The following is a 16,754-nucleotide window of genomic DNA, read 5'->3' on the forward strand; positions in this document are numbered from 1 at the left end:
TAGGTTTTAATTTGCAGGACCAACAACACTAGTAAGCCCAGCAGTTACAGATAAAATGGCAAAAGCTACTACCATTTCTATCGAGATAGATTTAGATAAAGCCTCTCTGCCTTGACTATTTTTAAGTTGTGGAACGAGTATTAGTTTATGTTTAGCAGCAAGTGCCAAAATAGACACTACAAGGGCCAATTTAAACAACAGTGTTTGTCCGTAACTTGAGCTTATTAGTGCATCAAGACTTCCGACCAATTGAATCACGAGCCAGAGGCCTGCTACCAACAATAGGCTCAATGTAAAACTTGCTTGTTTGCCAAAGCTTTCCATCAGCAAATGAAGTTCTGCATAACTTAGCTGATGGCAAGCCTGTTTTAGTGGCAATAACGCCCCAAACCACCATGCCATAACGAGCACATGCAAAATAAGCAAGCCTTTTTCAATTGTGCCTAACTCAGAAATATGACCCAGTAACGTGAATGAGTATGCAAGGATTAATAAACTCAACATTAAAGCGCTTTGTTTTAAGTACGAGTTCACAGCGAGTTTGAACCTTAAAGCTAAAGCGATTATTGCGGTAACTAGCCCAAGCGCTCGAAGCAAAGCTCCAGTGCCGACAGAGGAGTCCCACATAATAGCCAATATATCAGCGTCTATCGCCCCCTGAATTCCCTCTTCTGCCATTGCACCAGTACTGGCAAAGAACCAAGTAATATTAGCGATCAAAGCCATAACTATATAAGTTCTTGTCCACGTTAAATTCGCTATTACAGTATTAGTATGAGATTCATTATTCTCAAATATTTGCCTGAAAAATGTATAACCTGCAATACAGGCAAAGCCGACGTAAAATACAATTTTTGACAGTACAATGACTGTATTCCAGATATACATTTCCATATCAATCACACCGCCTATTTTAGTGAACCATAAAGCCGAAGCTATGTTTCATTTTATGACCATCGTTACCTAAGAAGGTTACATCCACAGTATAGTTTGCAGGAGCTAATTTAGGTAGTTTCCATGTAAATTTGCTAGTAGCGACTTTAGAAGGCTCGAATCCAAATTTAAATTCTTCGCCTTGTTTATTGGCCAATGAAACTTTTACAACACGTACCTCTTTGGTGAACACCAAAGTTAACTCTTCTGGAGGATTCATTAGCATTGCATTATCAGCAGGCACACTTTTTTCAAGATGCACATGCGCAAATACCGCACTACTAAAAACGACACTGATTACGGTTAAAAATTTAATTAGTTTTTTCATATTTACCTCTATTTTAGTTTATTGAAATTGCTATTTATGGTTTCTTAACTTCGCTAAGCATTACTTTTTAGCTCCGCCTTAGAAAGCTCCTTGTTAAAGGCGTTTAATTCTGGCTTTTTAACGATTGAGTAAATTACTGGGAGCACAATAAGAGTGAGTAGCACAGCACTTGTCATTCCGCCTACCATAGGTGCAGCAATACGACTCATAATCTCCGAACCTGTTCCTGTACCATATAAAATGGGCATCAAGCCGATAATGATTGTTGCAACTGTCATCATTACTGGACGAACTCGTAAGCCTGCACCGTGCAATAATGCATCTTGATATGCATCATCAGAGATAGGTTCAGCTCGCTCTTCAGCTTTTTCCTTAAGCTCAGCAAGTGCCTGATTGAGATAGACCAACATTATCACACCAATCTCAACCGCTACCCCAGCTAGAGCAATAAAGCCCACGCCAACAGCCACAGAGAAGTTAAACCCTTCCAGATACATCAACCATAAGCCACCAATCATCGCCATCGGCAAGGTAACGATAATGATAGCCACCTCACTAAACGCTCTGAAGTTTAAGTAAAGTAGAATAACAATAATGGCGAGTGTTAAAGGCAATACATAGGTGAGCTTTTCTTTCGCTCTTTCCATATATTCGTATTGCCCAGCCCAAGTAATTGAATAACCTGCTGGTAGTTTTAGATTATTAGCCAAGTGTATTTTTGCACTTTCAACATAAGTACCTACGTCAACACCGTCTATATCGATAAACGTCCAGCCATTTAAACGAGCATTTTCACTCTTAATCCCCGGCGGACCGTTCTCAACTCGAATATCTGCGACATCACCTAGTGCAATGCGTTGACCACTTGGTGTTACAACAGGTAATCGTGATAGCTGCTCAGGAGAGTCTCGATAGTCTTGCGGATAGCGTAAGTTAACAGGGTAACGCTCTTGACCTTCTACCGTTTGGGTAACGTTCATACCACCAATAGCTGTAGAAACCACTTGTTGAACATCTTCGATGTTTAACCCAAAGCGACTTGCCTTATCGCGTGAAATATCAACCTTGATATATCGTCCACCTGCAACTCGCTCTGAGTAAACTGATGCTGTGCCTGTAACTTCGGGTAAAATTTGCTCTATTTGTTGGCCGATTTCCTGAATCACATCAAGCTCTGGTCCGGCGACTTTAATACCCACAGGCGTTTTTATGCCTGTTGCTAACATGTCGATTCGGGTCTTGATTGGCATAACCCAAGCATTCGTTAAGCCCGGAAACTTAACCAATTTATCAAACTCAGCTTTTAACGATTCAGTAGTCACACCCTCTCGCCACTGCTCTTGTGGCTTCAATTGAATAAAGGTTTCAATCATGGTTAAAGGTGCAGGATCGGTTGCAGTTTCAGCTCTTCCTACTTTACCAAATACAGTTTCAACTTCTGGCACAGTGCGAATAAGCTTGTCTGTTTGCTGCAATAACTCCCTTGCTTTACCAATTGAAATACCGGGATAGGTAGTAGGCATATACATGAGATCGCCTTCATCCAATGGCGGAATGAATTCACTACCAATTTTATCGACAGGCCAAAAGCCAACGATAGTCACTAATATTGCTGCTACTATTGTCGATTTTGGAAACTTCATGACTTGCTTTAAAACAGGCATGTAGATAGCAATCAATAATCGGTTTAACGGGTTTTTCTTTTCAGAAACAACTTTGCCTCGAATAAAGTAGCCCATCAAAACAGGCACCAATGTGATCGCCAAACCTGCTGATGCCGCCATTGCATAGGTTTTTGTATAGGCGAGCGGAGAGAACATTCTTCCTTCTTGCGCTTCCAAGATAAATACAGGTAAGAATGAGACTGTAATGATCAGTAAGCTAAAAAATAGTGCAGGGCCTACTTCACTCGCAGCCTTAGCAACAATTTGCCAGCGATTTTCATCTGTTAGTGGTGTTTTCTCCATATGCTTGTGCATATTTTCAATCATCACTATTGCACCATCAGTCATCGCACCAATCGCAATAGCGATACCGCCTAAAGACATAATGTTGGCATTGATGCCTTGCATATACATGATAATGAACGACACCAAGATACCTAATGGCAGAGTAACAACTGCCACAATAGATGAGCGAAGATGAAATAGGAAAGCCACACAGACAATAGCAACGACTGCAAGCTCCTCTAGCAACTTGCTCCAAAGATTATCAACAGCACGATCTATTAACTTCGATCTGTCATAAACAGGGACAATCTCCACCCCCTCTGGTAGAGAAGATTTAAGCGATTCAAGTTTTTCTTTTACCCCGTTTATGGTTTGTTGAGCGTTTTCACCAAAGCGCATAACGACAACACCACCAACAACTTCGCCTTCACCATTAAGCTCTGCGATACCACGGCGCATTTGAGGCCCTAAATTAACGGTAGCAACATCACCAATACGCAATGGTGTGCCTTGTTCGTTAATACCAAGTGGGATTTTCTCTATATCACTAACTGATTGAATATACCCCGTTGCGGTAACCATATATTCAGCTTCAGCCATTTCCACAACGGATGCGCCAGTTTCTTTGTTCCCTTTTTGTAAGGCTATTTGTATTAAACTTAGAGGAATATCGTAAGCTCTCAATTTATCAGGATCTACTTGCACTTGATACTGCTTAACCATACCACCAACGGCGGCAACTTCGGACACGCCCGGAACAGTTTGTAGTTCATACTTTAAGAACCAGTCTTGAATGCTTCTTAATTGGCTTAGATCATGGTTTCCAGACTTATCTGTTAAAGCGTAAATGTATACCCAACCCACACCTGTTGCATCAGGTCCTAATTGAGGTTTTGCCGAATCAGGCAGGCTTGATGCTACTTGGCTTAAGTATTCAAGTACTCTGCTTCTAGCCCAATACAAATCAGTATCGTCATCAAAAATAATGTAGACGTAGGAATCACCAAAAAATGAGTAACCACGAACAGTTTGCGCCCCCGGCACTGATAACATCGCTGTAGTAAGAGGAAATGTCACTTGATCCTGCACTACTTGTGGTGCCTGTCCCGGATAGCTCGTCTTAATTATCACCTGCACATCAGAAAGATCGGGGAGTGCATCTACTGGTGTTTTTTGTAATGAATACAAACCACCAAACGCGATAATTAAGGTAATCAACAAAACAAAGAAACGATTGCCGATAGACCATCTAATAATTGATTCAATCATTATTTTTCTCCCACTTAATGATTAGAATGATCAACAGCAGCTTTATTTTCCTTGCCGTGTTGTTCATCTGATTCAAGAGAAATGTCAGTGATAACTAAGTCATCTCTAACCTCAAAAGTGAAAGTGACATTATCACCGACATTGAAATCAACCATTTCTATATTGTCCGCGACGATAAAATCCATCGTCGCAGCAGGTCTATCCCATTTCTCTATTGGGCCTCTGCTAATATTTAGAATCCGTGTATCAATATCAATCGCATTAATCAAACCAGATACTGTTGCTGATGATACTTCAGGCTCACTCATGATATGAATTCCAGTAATTTCATATCCACCGTCTTCGGTTTTGCTCACTTCAAAGTGCAAAGATTGACCTGACTTTAATGAGTCAATATCGACTTTTTCAGCCACAGTAAAATCCATAACCATTTCAGGCCAATCCCAAGCTTCAGCAGGGCCATGTGAAATATTAACCATGCGGTGCCCTGCCATAACACTATTAACATCCCCTTGCATCCAAACAGAGTTAGGCACTTCATCATGAGTCATTCGTTTAAAGTCAGAGCTTTTACTTGATTCAGAATCAATCAAGAATTGGGCAGATGTCACCACAACGTCATCTTCATTTAAGCCGTCTAATATTTCGATGCTGTCGATATCAACCCGGCCAATAGTCACTTCAATAGATTTAAATTGCCCATCACCTAACGCAAGTACTACTCTGTCCTGTTTACCTGTTCTAATAACGGCTTCTTTAGGCACGAGGATGGTGCTATCAGCTTGATTAGCGTGAATAGAGACTTGTGCAAACATATTTGGTTTTAATTGATAGTCTGTGTTATCAAATTTCAATCTCACTCGGAGTGTGCGTGTTTTACTGTTCAATGTTGGATAAACATAATCAACGACACCAGCCCAGTCCTCACCGGGTAAATAATCCAGTGTCATTGATACAGGAAGTCCTTTTTTAATTAAGGCTGCGTCACGTTCAAACACTTCTGCTTCAACCCAAACTTGATCTAGCTGGCCAATGCTTAATAAGGTGTTTCCCGGCTTTACATAAAAACCTTCTCTAACCTTCAAACCATCGACAACACCTGCTTGTGGTGAATAAAAGGTAATTGTTTGCTGAACCTTTCGTGTCTTTTCTAGCTTTTGAACAAAGTCTGCTGAAAGCTGTAACGCTTTTAGGCGATCTTTGGCTGCTGAAATTAAAGAACTATTGTTGCGCTTTAACGCTATTAACAGCTCTTCCTGAGCATTAACTAACTGAGGAGAATATAGTGTATAAAGAGGCTGCCCTTTCTCTACAGGGTTACCTGCTGCTTTGATGTAAAGTTTATCAATCCAGCCATCAACCCGTGGGTGGATATGAATTAGCTTATCTTCATCATATTGAACATAACCTACCGTTGAGATTTCAGTATGCATATTTTTCAGTTCAACAGGTGCAGTGCGAACCCCAAGGTTATTCACTACATGAGGCGCAATTTTTACTGCTCCGGGGCCAAAGTCATCACCAGATGATCCTTCCTCATACACTGGAATTAGATCCATCCCCATAGGCGACTTACCGGGCTTGTCCCGGCGGTAATTAGAATCCATCGGTGCAACCCAATACAGAGGCTTTTTTTCTCCTGATGTTGCTTCATTACTATTACTGTTTGAGCCAGTACCTTGATATAAACTCAATGCTCCAGCACCAAGTGCTGCCCCAATGATGATGGCAATAATTGTTTTTGTATTCGTTGACATTATTTTTCTCCAAATTGCTGACTGGATAAGTGCTGATTAGTTTTGTGTGAAGTTTGCATCGACTTATGTTCAGCATTTGAGTTAGATTGAGAATGCGCAAAGAAATAGTTGATACGAGCAACTGTTTTAAGTGCGTCAACATCAATTCTTAAAGCTGATATTCTGGTATTTAATTCGGCAATTCTTGCTCGAACAACTTCGGCAAAATCGCCATCATCATTTGTGTAGGCTGTCAATGACGCTTCTGCTTGGTCATGAGTTTGTTTAAGGAGTTGTTCTTGATAGATAGATTGTCTATCTGATAAGCGTTTAAGCTGTCTTAGTTCTTTTTCTAAAACACTGATCATTTGCTTTGTCAGTAATAGTTTCTCGGTTTTAATAGTCTCTGAATCTGCAATAGAAGCTGCAACTTGCTTATCTTGTCTGTTCTCGGTAAACAAGGGTAAATCAAACGTTACCCCAACAGAAAATAAATCAGCTCGGCTATCACCAGAGGGCATATTGTCGCGATAGGCATAACTAGCATTAACACCCCATTGCGGCTCATATTGCTGTTTGGCTAACTCAATTCCTTTTTCTGAAGCTTTGCGTTTTATATCAATCGCAAGTATGGCTGGGTGATTCGAAAGCTCCTGAGCCAATAGATTTCTTGAGTAATTAGATGCTTTTAGGACTGTTGGATTATTCAATTGAATCGAAGGCAATTCTTTTGAGACGCTAAACTCTAATGGTTGCGCGTCAAAGTTGAATGATTCATTCAAACGATCCGCATCGTAAATATGAAGCCACTCATTGAGACGAGCGATTGTCGTTTCTAGTTTCTGCTTTTGCGAAGTTAATCTGTCATCTAACTGCACGATTTCCAACTGAGCACGAATAACATCTTGCTGTCTAGTTTTACCAACAACGTTTGAATAGCTAGCTTTAGCCACTTCCGCCATCTGCTCAAAGAGAGACCAATCATCTTCAATCAATTTAATAGTTTGTTGGGCTAAGTAAGCATCTAACCAAAGTTGTGACACTTGGCTTTTCAACTTAGCTTTACGATCCTCTCGTAACAGTGGAAATTTCGTGGACTCAATTTGTAACTGGTCTTTCTTGATCTCTAGACTGTCGCCTCTCGGAAACATTTGAGAGACGCCAACCTTTAGCTGAGTCATTCCTTCCTGATCTAAATCCCAAGTATCTGTTGGTAAATTCATTATCCCTAGCGATACTTTCGGATCAGGCAAAGTACCTGAAGCAATACTTCTATTTTCAACTGCACTTTGTTTCAATCGGCTACCATGAAGCCAAGGATCATTTTGCTGAGCTAAGGTGATAGCTTGTTCAAGCGACACTACTTTCTCAGCTTGAGCTGAGAATACAGATAAGCCGAGTATTAATGCAGTTGAAAGTGAAGTAAGGTTTGAAGAGTTCAATTTCATTAGAATTGCTCCTCGTATGTCTTAACTTTTGCATAGACTTTGCTCGTTCCATCTTTAAATAGAATTAACACGTTGTATGGCATAAAGCGGTCATCGACTTCCATACCGGGAGAGCCAACTGGCATTGCTGGAACTGAAAGCCCAATCGCATTGGGATGTTCTTCTGATAAGAACTGCTGAATAAATTTAGCAGGTATATGACCTTCAAAGGCAAATCCATTTCTACTCACTGCCGTGTGGCATGAACGGTAATTAGGTTTGATACCATACTTAGTTTTGATGTTGCCGATGTTTCGGAAATCTTTGGAATGCGCAACGATCCCTTTGTCTTCAATATGAGTTATCCATTTTTTACAACACCCACAAGTAGGGGTTTTATAAACGATTAACTCCAAAGGTGTTACGTCGTTATTGTGTGCATGGTTATGTTCGTTGGCGTTTGCAAACGCAGGTGAAAGCAGCATTACTACTGCTATTTTTAAATACTTATTGATCATTTTTGCCCCCAGACATCGCTGGAAAATATCTATAGCGCTACGACGCTATATTGACTAACAGAAAAATTAATTACATGTGCGAGAAATTTGGACGCACTAATCCTGTATTAGGCAAAAATTGGTGGACGATAAAGGGAAGTGGAAATTGAATGAGGTTGTTTAGATTGCAGAGCAGCTACAGATTCACTGAATATTTGAATATCTGTCGAATCAATACTGGAATTTAGGACTGTCGTAGATGAGCAAGCATTTGCAGGACAAATACATTCAACGTCACAACAATCTTCTGATTGACCATTACTGCTTTTATTCATATCACCATGATCCATGTTCATGTTCATGTTCATGTTCATGTGTGATTCGTGAGAACCTGATGACATTTCGCAAGGCATAGCAGAATACGCAAATGCTTGCCCAACAAAGGCAACCAGCATAAGCGTCATTACTAAGACTTTTAAAAATACTTTAGACATAAGACTCTCTTTAAGAAATACAATTGAAAATCTAATATATTTATTTGAATAAGTAAACAGAAAAGCTGCAAACACTTATGAGTTATTTTGTCAACATCTAACCCTAAAGTGCCATTTCATTGCCCGAAGCTAGTTCACTTGTGCTGACACTGAAATTCCTTTTACTTATTATTTCAATAATATTTGCTAAATAAACTCAAATTTAAATGTAAAATTAGAGGGGAAGCAAGAAACTTTGATGAAACAACTATTTAATAAATTAAGTAAAAAATCAGCTAATCTTAAGTTTACAGTGATACTTTGGAAAATATTTATGAAAGGTATTTATCAGTGAAAGTTTTAGTTATCGAAGATTCAATATCACTTAGACGAAGTTTAAGGGTAGGATTAACCAACCTCGGTTTCACCGTGGATGATACTGGTGATGGCTCTGAGGGACTAAGCATGGCTTTGTCTGGAGATTATTCGCTACTAATTCTCGACTTAATGTTACCCTCTGTCGATGGTACTTCAATATTAAAGGCAATTCGTCAGGCAGGAAAAGATATCCGTGTATTAATTTTGTCTGCGAAAGACCTTACTGAAGATAAAGTTGAAGGGTTGCTGAACGGTGCTGATGACTACCTTACTAAACCTTTTTCTTTTGACGAACTGCATGTCCGTTTACTCTGTTTAATGCGGCGCGGTACTTTGAATGTGAACGCTAACAGTATTAATATTGGTGCCGTATCACTAGATTTACATTTAAAACAATTAAGATGTGGTGGTAAAGATGCTCAGCTAACCCCTAATGAATACAAAGTGGTTGAATGCTTATTTTCCAGTCAAGGAAAAGTCATTTCTTCTGAAAAGCTCAGCGAATACCTAGCCGGACAATATGATGCAATTGCAAAAAATTCTATAGAGGCTCACCTTTCTTCTGCTCGGAAAAAAGTAAGAGCTATTGGTTACGAGCTTCCAATTAAAACCAAGCGTGGCTTTGGCTACTTCGTTGAGAGTCATTAATGAATTCAATTCATAAAAAGCTAAGTCACTATCTATCAATTTCAATCTCATTACTCTTAATTTGTATCTTATTAGCAACTGATATCAGTGTTGATACATGGATTAGTGATGAGTTTGACCGAGCCATGATCAACAAAGTTGGACTACTTGAAACATTAGTTGAAGAAGATGAAAACGGAATAGAATTTGATTTTGCTGGGGAATTTATGCCGGAATTTGAAGGCAAAGAAAACCCTGAATATTTCCAACTTTGGTACAAAAGCGAAGTATTTGAGAGATCTGACACTCTAGAGCTTTTTGAAATAAAAGCTCTCTCTAGATTAGATGTAAAACTACATGAATTTATTATTCAAGATACCGTATTACCAGACGGTAGAAATGGCAGGATGCTGTATACAAAGTTTTTTCCTCAGGTTGACTCTGACATTCGTGAAATACTCGGTATAAGCAGAGAAGAATTTGCAAAGAATCAACAACCAATGGAACTTGCCTATGCGCTAAGTAGAGAAGAGTTAGACTATATCCTCTGGTTTGTTGATATTATTTTTATTTTCACATCTATATTTTCCGTATTTATTATAAGAATAATTGTCAAACTTGTTGTTTATAGGAGTTTAAAACCAATTAGTGAACTCAGTCAGCAGCTAAGAAAAATAAGTTTAAACTCTAAAAACCCGGAAGTTTCAGTAGAATTTTTACCGCAAGAACTCGTTCCGATAGCTGAAGGCGTTAATCAGTTTATTAAAGAAAATCATATTCTGTACATTCGAGAGCAGAGAATGGCTTCTGACATTGCTCACGAATTAAAAACACCAATTGCAGAGCTTATAAGTTTGAGCGAAGTTGCCTTAAAGTTTCCTCATGAAAAGGAAATATCAGATAACCTTGCAAGCGATGTCCATGGAATATCCTATCGCTTAAAAAATATCGTTAGTAGCATCATGCTATTACAAAAAAGTAGTAGTAGCCATGAGTTAGAAACTAGCAAAATTAACCTAACAGATCTAATTAGTAACATTATCTCAAGAGAAAATTCAGACGATAGAGATATTACACTTCTTTTTGATATACCTTCATTAATAGTAAATACCAACAAATTTGCTTTAGAAACTGTGTTATCAAATTTAATTAACAATGCAATCTTTTATAGTCCAACTAATTCAGGAATAGAGATAACAACATCAAAAATTGATAATAGAAATGCTTTAATCAAAATTTCAAATATCTGCTACGAAAATTATCAAGAAAATGAGCTTAAATTGTTTTTTGATCCTTTATGGCAAAAAGACGAATCAAGAACATCAACAGAGCGATTTGGATTAGGTTTAGCAATAGTAAAATCCTACTGTGAAAAAATTGGAGCAACTGTTTCAGTATCGCTAGTTGAGAAGAAAATAACATTTACTGTATCGCTGTAATGAACAAGTCTTTTAACGCTTCTTTACAACTTCTTTATCTGTTTGCTTCAAGTATTGCCTTTGCAACTGAAGTTGTCGTTGATGGCTCTCTGAATGATTCAGGTTGGCAAAGCGCGAAGAGAAACACAGTTAATTACCAAGTTGTTCCACAAACGCTAACAAAGGTAGAGAGCAACTTTTCTTATCAAATAATAACAACTGACCACGGCATATACATAGCTGTTGTGGCAACAACTAAGCAACCATTAAGAGTAAGGACACAAGAAAACGACTCGCTTTTTACCAATGATCATATTCAACTAATGATAGATATGAATAATACCGAGCAAACGAGTTATGTATTTTCAGTCAATCATCAAGGATATTATTATGATGGTATCTATAAGCAAAATAAAGAGTTAGATTTAGATTGGGGCAATCAATGGAACTTCAAAACTAAAGTATTTACCGATTCGTGGAGCACTGAAGTTTATATCCCTTGGACTGCTATGTCTTTTGCCATTCAAGAGCAGAATGAATTCGGCCTTTCTATTACCCGTTTTGATGAATCCACTAATGCAACCTATTCATCAATTCCGGCAAACGCTTCAATGAATAGTTTTTTAACAAATTTCAGCAAACAAAAAGTTGAAATTAACAATCAGTCGAGCCTAGATATTTTTCCATACATTTCGGCTAATCGAGACATTACGAACAACAAAAACTCTACTGATATAGGGGTTGAATTGTTTTGGAAACCTACTAAAAGTCAGCAATTAAGTGCCACCATAAACCCTGACTTTGGACAGGTGGAATCAGATGAGTTAGTCGTTAATTTTTCAGCCATAGAAAGCTTTTTCTCAGAAAAACGACCTTTTTTCAATGATAGTCAAAGTTTATTTGAAGTTTCAGGGCCAGAGTCTCTCAGAGTAGTACATACGCCAAGAATTGGCGGGGAGTCATATTATGATGAAGACTATTCAGGTGAGTTGGATTCTGCAATTAAATACACAATAAGTAGAGAACAATTAGATTTTGGGCTTTTATCTGCATTTGAAAGTGCCGATAGCGGGAACTCTGGTAGGGATTTTTGGTTGTTCAGAGGCCAGTACCGTTTAGGTGCTAACAAATTTGGCGCTTCACTTAATAAGGTTAATACGCCTAGCATTGAACGAAATGCAATTATTATTGAGTCTGATTTCAATTATGCATACTCAGATAGTACTGAGCTAAATTTCGGTATAATCAGATCTGATATCGAACAAGGACCTGAAACAACGAGCGACCTCGGTTGGTGGCTGACAGGAAGTACAGAGTCATCCGAGCAGCATAGTCATGAGTTTAGTCTTTTTAACTATGGAGAAGACTTACAATTAAATGACATCGGCTATGTCAAACGAGTCAATCGCAAGCAATTTGAATATGAATATCAATTTCAAATTCCAGATTTAGATAGATGGTCGATAAGAGATGTTACATTTGCGTTTGAAACTGAATTAAAAAAGAACCACCAAAATGAAAAACTACCTCGTATTGTTGGTGCAGGTGTTGAATTGGTGACAAATGCAGAATTTGAATATCAACTTTCTTTGGAGTTGGGTTCGTCTGGATATGATGATTTACTAACGCGAGGGAATAATTCCGTATGGCTACCGTCCTTTTATATAGCCGAACTTGAACTGAATTCTCCAGAATATGACTGGGGAAGCGTTGGAGTGGCAATTGAGATGGGAACGGAGGGGTTGTCTGGTAACTTTTACAACGCTGAAGTGAGCATTGAGCAGCAGATTAGTACTCTACTACACATTGGACTAACGGTATCACAATACAATAGTGATAGTTGGCTTGAATGGGATGACGGTAATACCGTCGATGAATTTAACTTCACAGAGCAAGGCATTGAACTAAGTGTAGATTATCAAATTAGTGAAAGTCAGGAAGTACGTTTTAAACTTGAGTCTGTTATCGGGAAAGCAAATCACCTAAATCAATACATCGTTGATACACAGGGTGAGTTGATAGGCTCTAAAAACCAAGATGATTTTTCATTTTCTGAAAGTGCTTTCCAGCTTCGCTATAAATATTCTTTAAGTAAATTAACCGCGCTTTACCTCAGCTATAGTTTTGGTGGGGAATTTGAAGACGATCTCGCGAAGTTTGGAAAAAGAAACCTTTATAAACAATCAATAAATGCAAAAGATGCTCATAATCTATTTGCGAAAATTCGACTTCATTTTTGATTAAGGCAACATTCAATCAATCTTATTTAAAGTTTCAGTTTCAACTAAGCAAAACTTAAGTTTTAATTTTTAGCATGTAATCACCAACATTGGGGTGATTTTATGCCAGTAAAGCTAACAATTGGTCAACAATATCCTAAAGGCAGTTTTCCTTATTGGAAGCTTATAAGCTTTATATGTTTAATGAGTGCCGTAATGGTAAGTATGGCAATGAATAAAGACGCCTATATCGCCAGCCAAAAAGATATCTTTTCTATCAGTAATAACGCTCTGCAAATACTACCCAGTGAAATTTGGCACAATATTACGTACTTGGGAGATGCTCTGATTTTAATTCCGCTGCTTTCCTTCATTTGCCTTATAAATACGAGAATGTGGGCAGCTATGTTCGGAGCTGTTCCTCTCGCTTGCGCACTTAGTCATTTAGGTAAAAGTTTCTTTGCCATTCCTAGACCCGCTGCTGTTTTAGAACATCATCAATTTACTATTATTGGTGACACCCTGACTGCTTATACAAGTTTTCCATCTGGTCATACTATTACGATTTTTACAGCAATCTCTGCAATGGTATTTGTTCTTTTAAGAGAAGCTAAAATCAGTGAGAAACATAAAACGTATTGGATATATTTATCGCTTATGGTCGCTACAGTAGTCGCCATTTCTAGAGTCGCTGTCGGTGCTCATTGGCCCGCAGATTTAGCATTTGGAGCAATAATAGGCACTGTTTCAGGGTTAAGTGGCGAATACTTATCAAGATATTATTCAAAATGGTGGAATTGGGCAAAAGTAAAGCCTGCTATTTTAGGATATTTTGTCCTTGGATTTTGCTTCATCCTTTTAGTATGTACTATCAGTGGAAAGCTTCCTGAACTAACTATAATTTGGATAGCAATTTCAGTAAGCGCTATTGTTGGTACATACATCACATTAAAATCAATATTACAAAATGAACACTAAGGCCCTTTCTAAAATTTCAATTTTGAAGGCAAGCAGCTTCACTTTTTGGGTAAGCATTGTAATGACGTTTGCTTACAATTTGGTGCTGTTAGAGTATGTTAATCAAAACACCAATGTATGGAGCACTAGCGGACTTGGAATATTTCTATCTACTGTTGTGATAGTATTTATCTTTTCATACACCATATTTTCATTGCTAGCGCTTATTTCACCAACAGTTCTGAAAATATTTCTCGTAATCATCACTGTTTTAAATGCTTCCGCTATATATTACATGAGTAACTATCAAGTGGTGCTAGATAGAACCATGATGGGAAATATATTTAACACCCGCTATTCAGAATCTATTGAACTACTCACCGTAAGCTTAGTTTTCCCGATAATAATGTTGGGTTTAATGCCAGCTTGCTTTGTTGCCTTAATAAAAATTAAACAAGTTGATAGAGTAAAAATATTAGGTAACGCGTCAATTGCTTTAGTAGTCTCTGGTGCATTCTTGTATACGAATTCTACTAGTTGGCTTTGGATTGATAAGCATGCAAGCGTTTTAGGCGGAAAGATTTTACCTTGGTCATACATAATAAATTCAGGTAGATATTACTCATCTATAAATAGAACAACTGACGGACAGAAAGCGTTACCAGATGGCCATTTTCTGGATAACAATAAAACAGTCTTTGTATTGGTCATTGGTGAAACTGCTCGTGCTGCCAATTTCTCATTGTATGGCTATTCTAAATTAACTAACCCAAAGCTCGCAGAACAGCCGAACCTACTAGTGCTGAACAATACAAAATCCTGCACTACCTATACCACAGGTTCTCTGGCATGTATTTTAGCACCTAGTGATCAATACTTAGACTTTGAAGCATTACCAACTTACTTAGCCCGACATGGCGTTGATGTACAGTGGCGAACCAATAACTGGGGTGAACCACCAATAAAAGTAACAAGTTATACCGAGGCGGGTGAATTACGAGCTGACTGCGTGGGTGAAGGCTGTAAGTTAGATGAAGTACTACTGACTAATTTAATTAACGCTATCGATTCATCTGATAAACAAAAGATCTTTGTTGTTTTGCATACTAAAGGGAGCCATGGACCAAGCTACTATTCACGATACACAAAAGAATTTAACCAATTCACTCCTGTCTGCCGTGATGAGGAAATTAGCAAATGTAGCCCGGAGGAGTTGATTAATTCCTACGATAATACCCTGCTGTATACCGATCATTTCCTGACGACACTGATAATGGAGTTACAAACCTTAGCGAAAACTTCATCAGCAATGATGTATATTTCTGATCACGGTGAGTCACTTGGTGAGCATGGACTTTACTTGCATGGCACACCATATTCATTTGCACCAGATTATCAAAAAGATATCCCATTTTTATTTTGGGCATCAGATACTTTTTTAGATGCAAGAAATTTAAAGCTTAAAAACTTAAATCAAGCTAATAGCCATAATCAGTTTAATGTCTTTCATACCGTTTTAGGAGCGCTTAGCCTTGAGTCATCAATATATGATAGTACGCTTGATGTATTGCATAACTCTGGTGAACATTAGAAATTATGTTGAACTACAACAGCGTTATTAAAATTATTATATTGGTAATGCTTTATTTTGCCTTACCAATAACTGCTGCCCCTCTTATTAAAAGTGGTTCTGAAGAAACATCTGAATTGAATTTATATACCGCGAAATATAGTGTATTACGGGGCAAGAAAAAATATGGTCGAGCCACAAGAAAACTAAGTAAAAATAATACTTCTTATTCGTTATCATTCAATACTAGCGCATCAATTTTTTTCTATAGCATAGATACGAGTGAGATAAGTAATTTTCTATGGCAGGACAATAAAGTAGCGTTACTGAGCTATAAAGGAAAAGATTCGAGAACTTTTAAAAAAGATAAACATTTACAGTTAAATTTTGATCATAATAACCAAACTTTAATAGCTAAAATGAATGGCGATATTAGTGAGCAAACCTTAAAAGATGACGTGTTAGACCCACTATTTGTGTTTGAAATGTTAAGGCTTGACGCACTGAAAAACGATGGGTTTTCTAATGTAAAACAATTGCATTACACCGTTTATGATACAAGTGGCTTCAAAGAATTTAACTTCCTGAATGGTGGACGAGTTACTATTGACACACCTCTTGGGGAACTTAATTGCATCAAGTTAAGCAGGATTAGAAAAAATAGTACTAGAAAGACGCATATTTGGCTGGCAATTGATTACGACTATATTCCTATTATGCTTTTACAAGAACACAAGGAAGAAGAAGTCGCAACACTACTTATAAGTTCTATTGAGAAACATTAAGAAGCAATATCGGCATAACCTTCCTACAAATAAAAGATAAAAACTACATTTCTAATTAACTTCTAAAACTAACTACCGTAATTCAATAATAGCAAAGCCTTTCTAAGCAAAAAATAGCAACACTTTGCCATTTATCAGTTTGAACTAAGCAAATCTTAAGTTAACAAAATTACCATAAAGCCATACTC

General features: G+C 37.9%; 13 protein-coding genes. 6 read left to right on the top strand and 7 right to left on the bottom strand.

Going from position 1 to position 16,754, the window contains the following annotated elements; genetic code table 11:
• Positions 1 to 6 precede the first annotated feature (6 nt).
• The 7 genes from I6E69_RS05135 to I6E69_RS05165 all read right to left on the bottom strand — a co-directional run bounded on the left by I6E69_RS05135 (position 7) and on the right by I6E69_RS05165 (position 8,633).
• Entirely contained in the window at positions 7 to 894 is an 888-nt protein-coding gene (locus I6E69_RS05135) for a copper resistance D family protein (protein WP_016899202.1), read from the bottom strand.
• A gap of 19 nt (positions 895 to 913) precedes the next feature.
• Entirely contained in the window at positions 914 to 1,261 is a 348-nt protein-coding gene (locus I6E69_RS05140; protein ID WP_008132134.1) for a copper resistance CopC family protein, read from the bottom strand.
• A 53-nt stretch (positions 1,262 to 1,314) separates the two neighbouring features.
• On the bottom strand, positions 1,315 to 4,479 hold the full coding sequence (locus tag I6E69_RS05145) for an efflux RND transporter permease subunit (RefSeq protein ID WP_008467841.1): 3,165 nt from the start codon (positions 4,477 to 4,479) through the stop codon (positions 1,315 to 1,317).
• Positions 4,480 to 4,493: 14 nt separating this feature from the next.
• Positions 4,494 to 6,236 carry an efflux RND transporter periplasmic adaptor subunit gene (locus tag I6E69_RS05150; RefSeq protein ID WP_004589254.1) on the bottom strand — a complete coding sequence of 581 codons (1,743 nt, stop codon included), beginning with the start codon at positions 6,234 to 6,236 and terminating at the stop codon, positions 4,494 to 4,496.
• Positions 6,236 to 7,663 (bottom strand): TolC family protein, encoded by a 1,428-nt coding sequence (locus I6E69_RS05155; RefSeq protein WP_004589253.1) that lies wholly within the window; start codon positions 7,661 to 7,663, stop codon positions 6,236 to 6,238. The genes I6E69_RS05150 and I6E69_RS05155 overlap by 1 nt, the downstream gene beginning before the upstream one ends.
• Positions 7,663 to 8,160, bottom strand: coding sequence for a DUF411 domain-containing protein (locus I6E69_RS05160; protein WP_004589252.1), 498 nt, complete (start codon positions 8,158 to 8,160; stop codon positions 7,663 to 7,665). The genes I6E69_RS05155 and I6E69_RS05160 overlap by 1 nt, the downstream gene beginning before the upstream one ends.
• Before the next feature lie 107 nt (positions 8,161 to 8,267).
• A complete protein-coding gene (locus I6E69_RS05165) occupies positions 8,268 to 8,633 on the bottom strand; it encodes a hypothetical protein (protein ID WP_149981301.1) in 366 nt (121 codons plus the stop codon).
• Positions 8,634 to 8,963: 330 nt separating this feature from the next.
• Here I6E69_RS05165 and I6E69_RS05170 point away from each other — a divergent pair, with 330 nt between their 5' ends.
• The 6 genes from I6E69_RS05170 (at position 8,964) to I6E69_RS05195 (ending at position 16,566) form a co-directional block, all read left to right on the top strand.
• Positions 8,964 to 9,638 (top strand): response regulator transcription factor, encoded by a 675-nt coding sequence (locus tag I6E69_RS05170; protein WP_029609916.1) that lies wholly within the window; start codon positions 8,964 to 8,966, stop codon positions 9,636 to 9,638.
• On the top strand, positions 9,638 to 11,056 hold the full coding sequence (locus I6E69_RS05175) for a cell wall metabolism sensor histidine kinase WalK (RefSeq protein ID WP_149981302.1): 1,419 nt from the start codon (positions 9,638 to 9,640) through the stop codon (positions 11,054 to 11,056). The genes I6E69_RS05170 and I6E69_RS05175 overlap by 1 nt, the downstream gene beginning before the upstream one ends.
• Positions 11,056 to 13,275 carry a DUF5916 domain-containing protein gene (locus I6E69_RS05180; RefSeq protein ID WP_149981303.1) on the top strand — a complete coding sequence of 740 codons (2,220 nt, stop codon included), beginning with the start codon at positions 11,056 to 11,058 and terminating at the stop codon, positions 13,273 to 13,275. The genes I6E69_RS05175 and I6E69_RS05180 overlap by 1 nt, the downstream gene beginning before the upstream one ends.
• Positions 13,276 to 13,377: 102 nt before the next feature.
• Positions 13,378 to 14,232, top strand: coding sequence for a phosphatase PAP2 family protein (locus tag I6E69_RS05185; RefSeq protein ID WP_149981304.1), 855 nt, complete (start codon positions 13,378 to 13,380; stop codon positions 14,230 to 14,232).
• Positions 14,222 to 15,802, top strand: a complete 1,581-nt coding sequence (gene eptA, locus I6E69_RS05190) for a phosphoethanolamine--lipid A transferase EptA (protein WP_149981305.1) — start codon at positions 14,222 to 14,224, stop codon at positions 15,800 to 15,802. Before I6E69_RS05185 ends, eptA begins: the two co-directional genes overlap by 11 nt.
• 5 nt (positions 15,803 to 15,807) lie before the next feature.
• Complete coding sequence (locus tag I6E69_RS05195; protein WP_016899342.1) at positions 15,808 to 16,566, top strand: DUF3108 domain-containing protein; 759 nt, start codon at positions 15,808 to 15,810, stop codon at positions 16,564 to 16,566.
• Positions 16,567 to 16,754: the final 188 nt, after the last annotated feature.

Origin of the sequence: Pseudoalteromonas sp. NZS100 (genome assembly GCF_015864815.1) — a bacterium.
Classification (GTDB): Bacteria; Pseudomonadota; Gammaproteobacteria; order Enterobacterales; family Alteromonadaceae; genus Pseudoalteromonas; species Pseudoalteromonas distincta.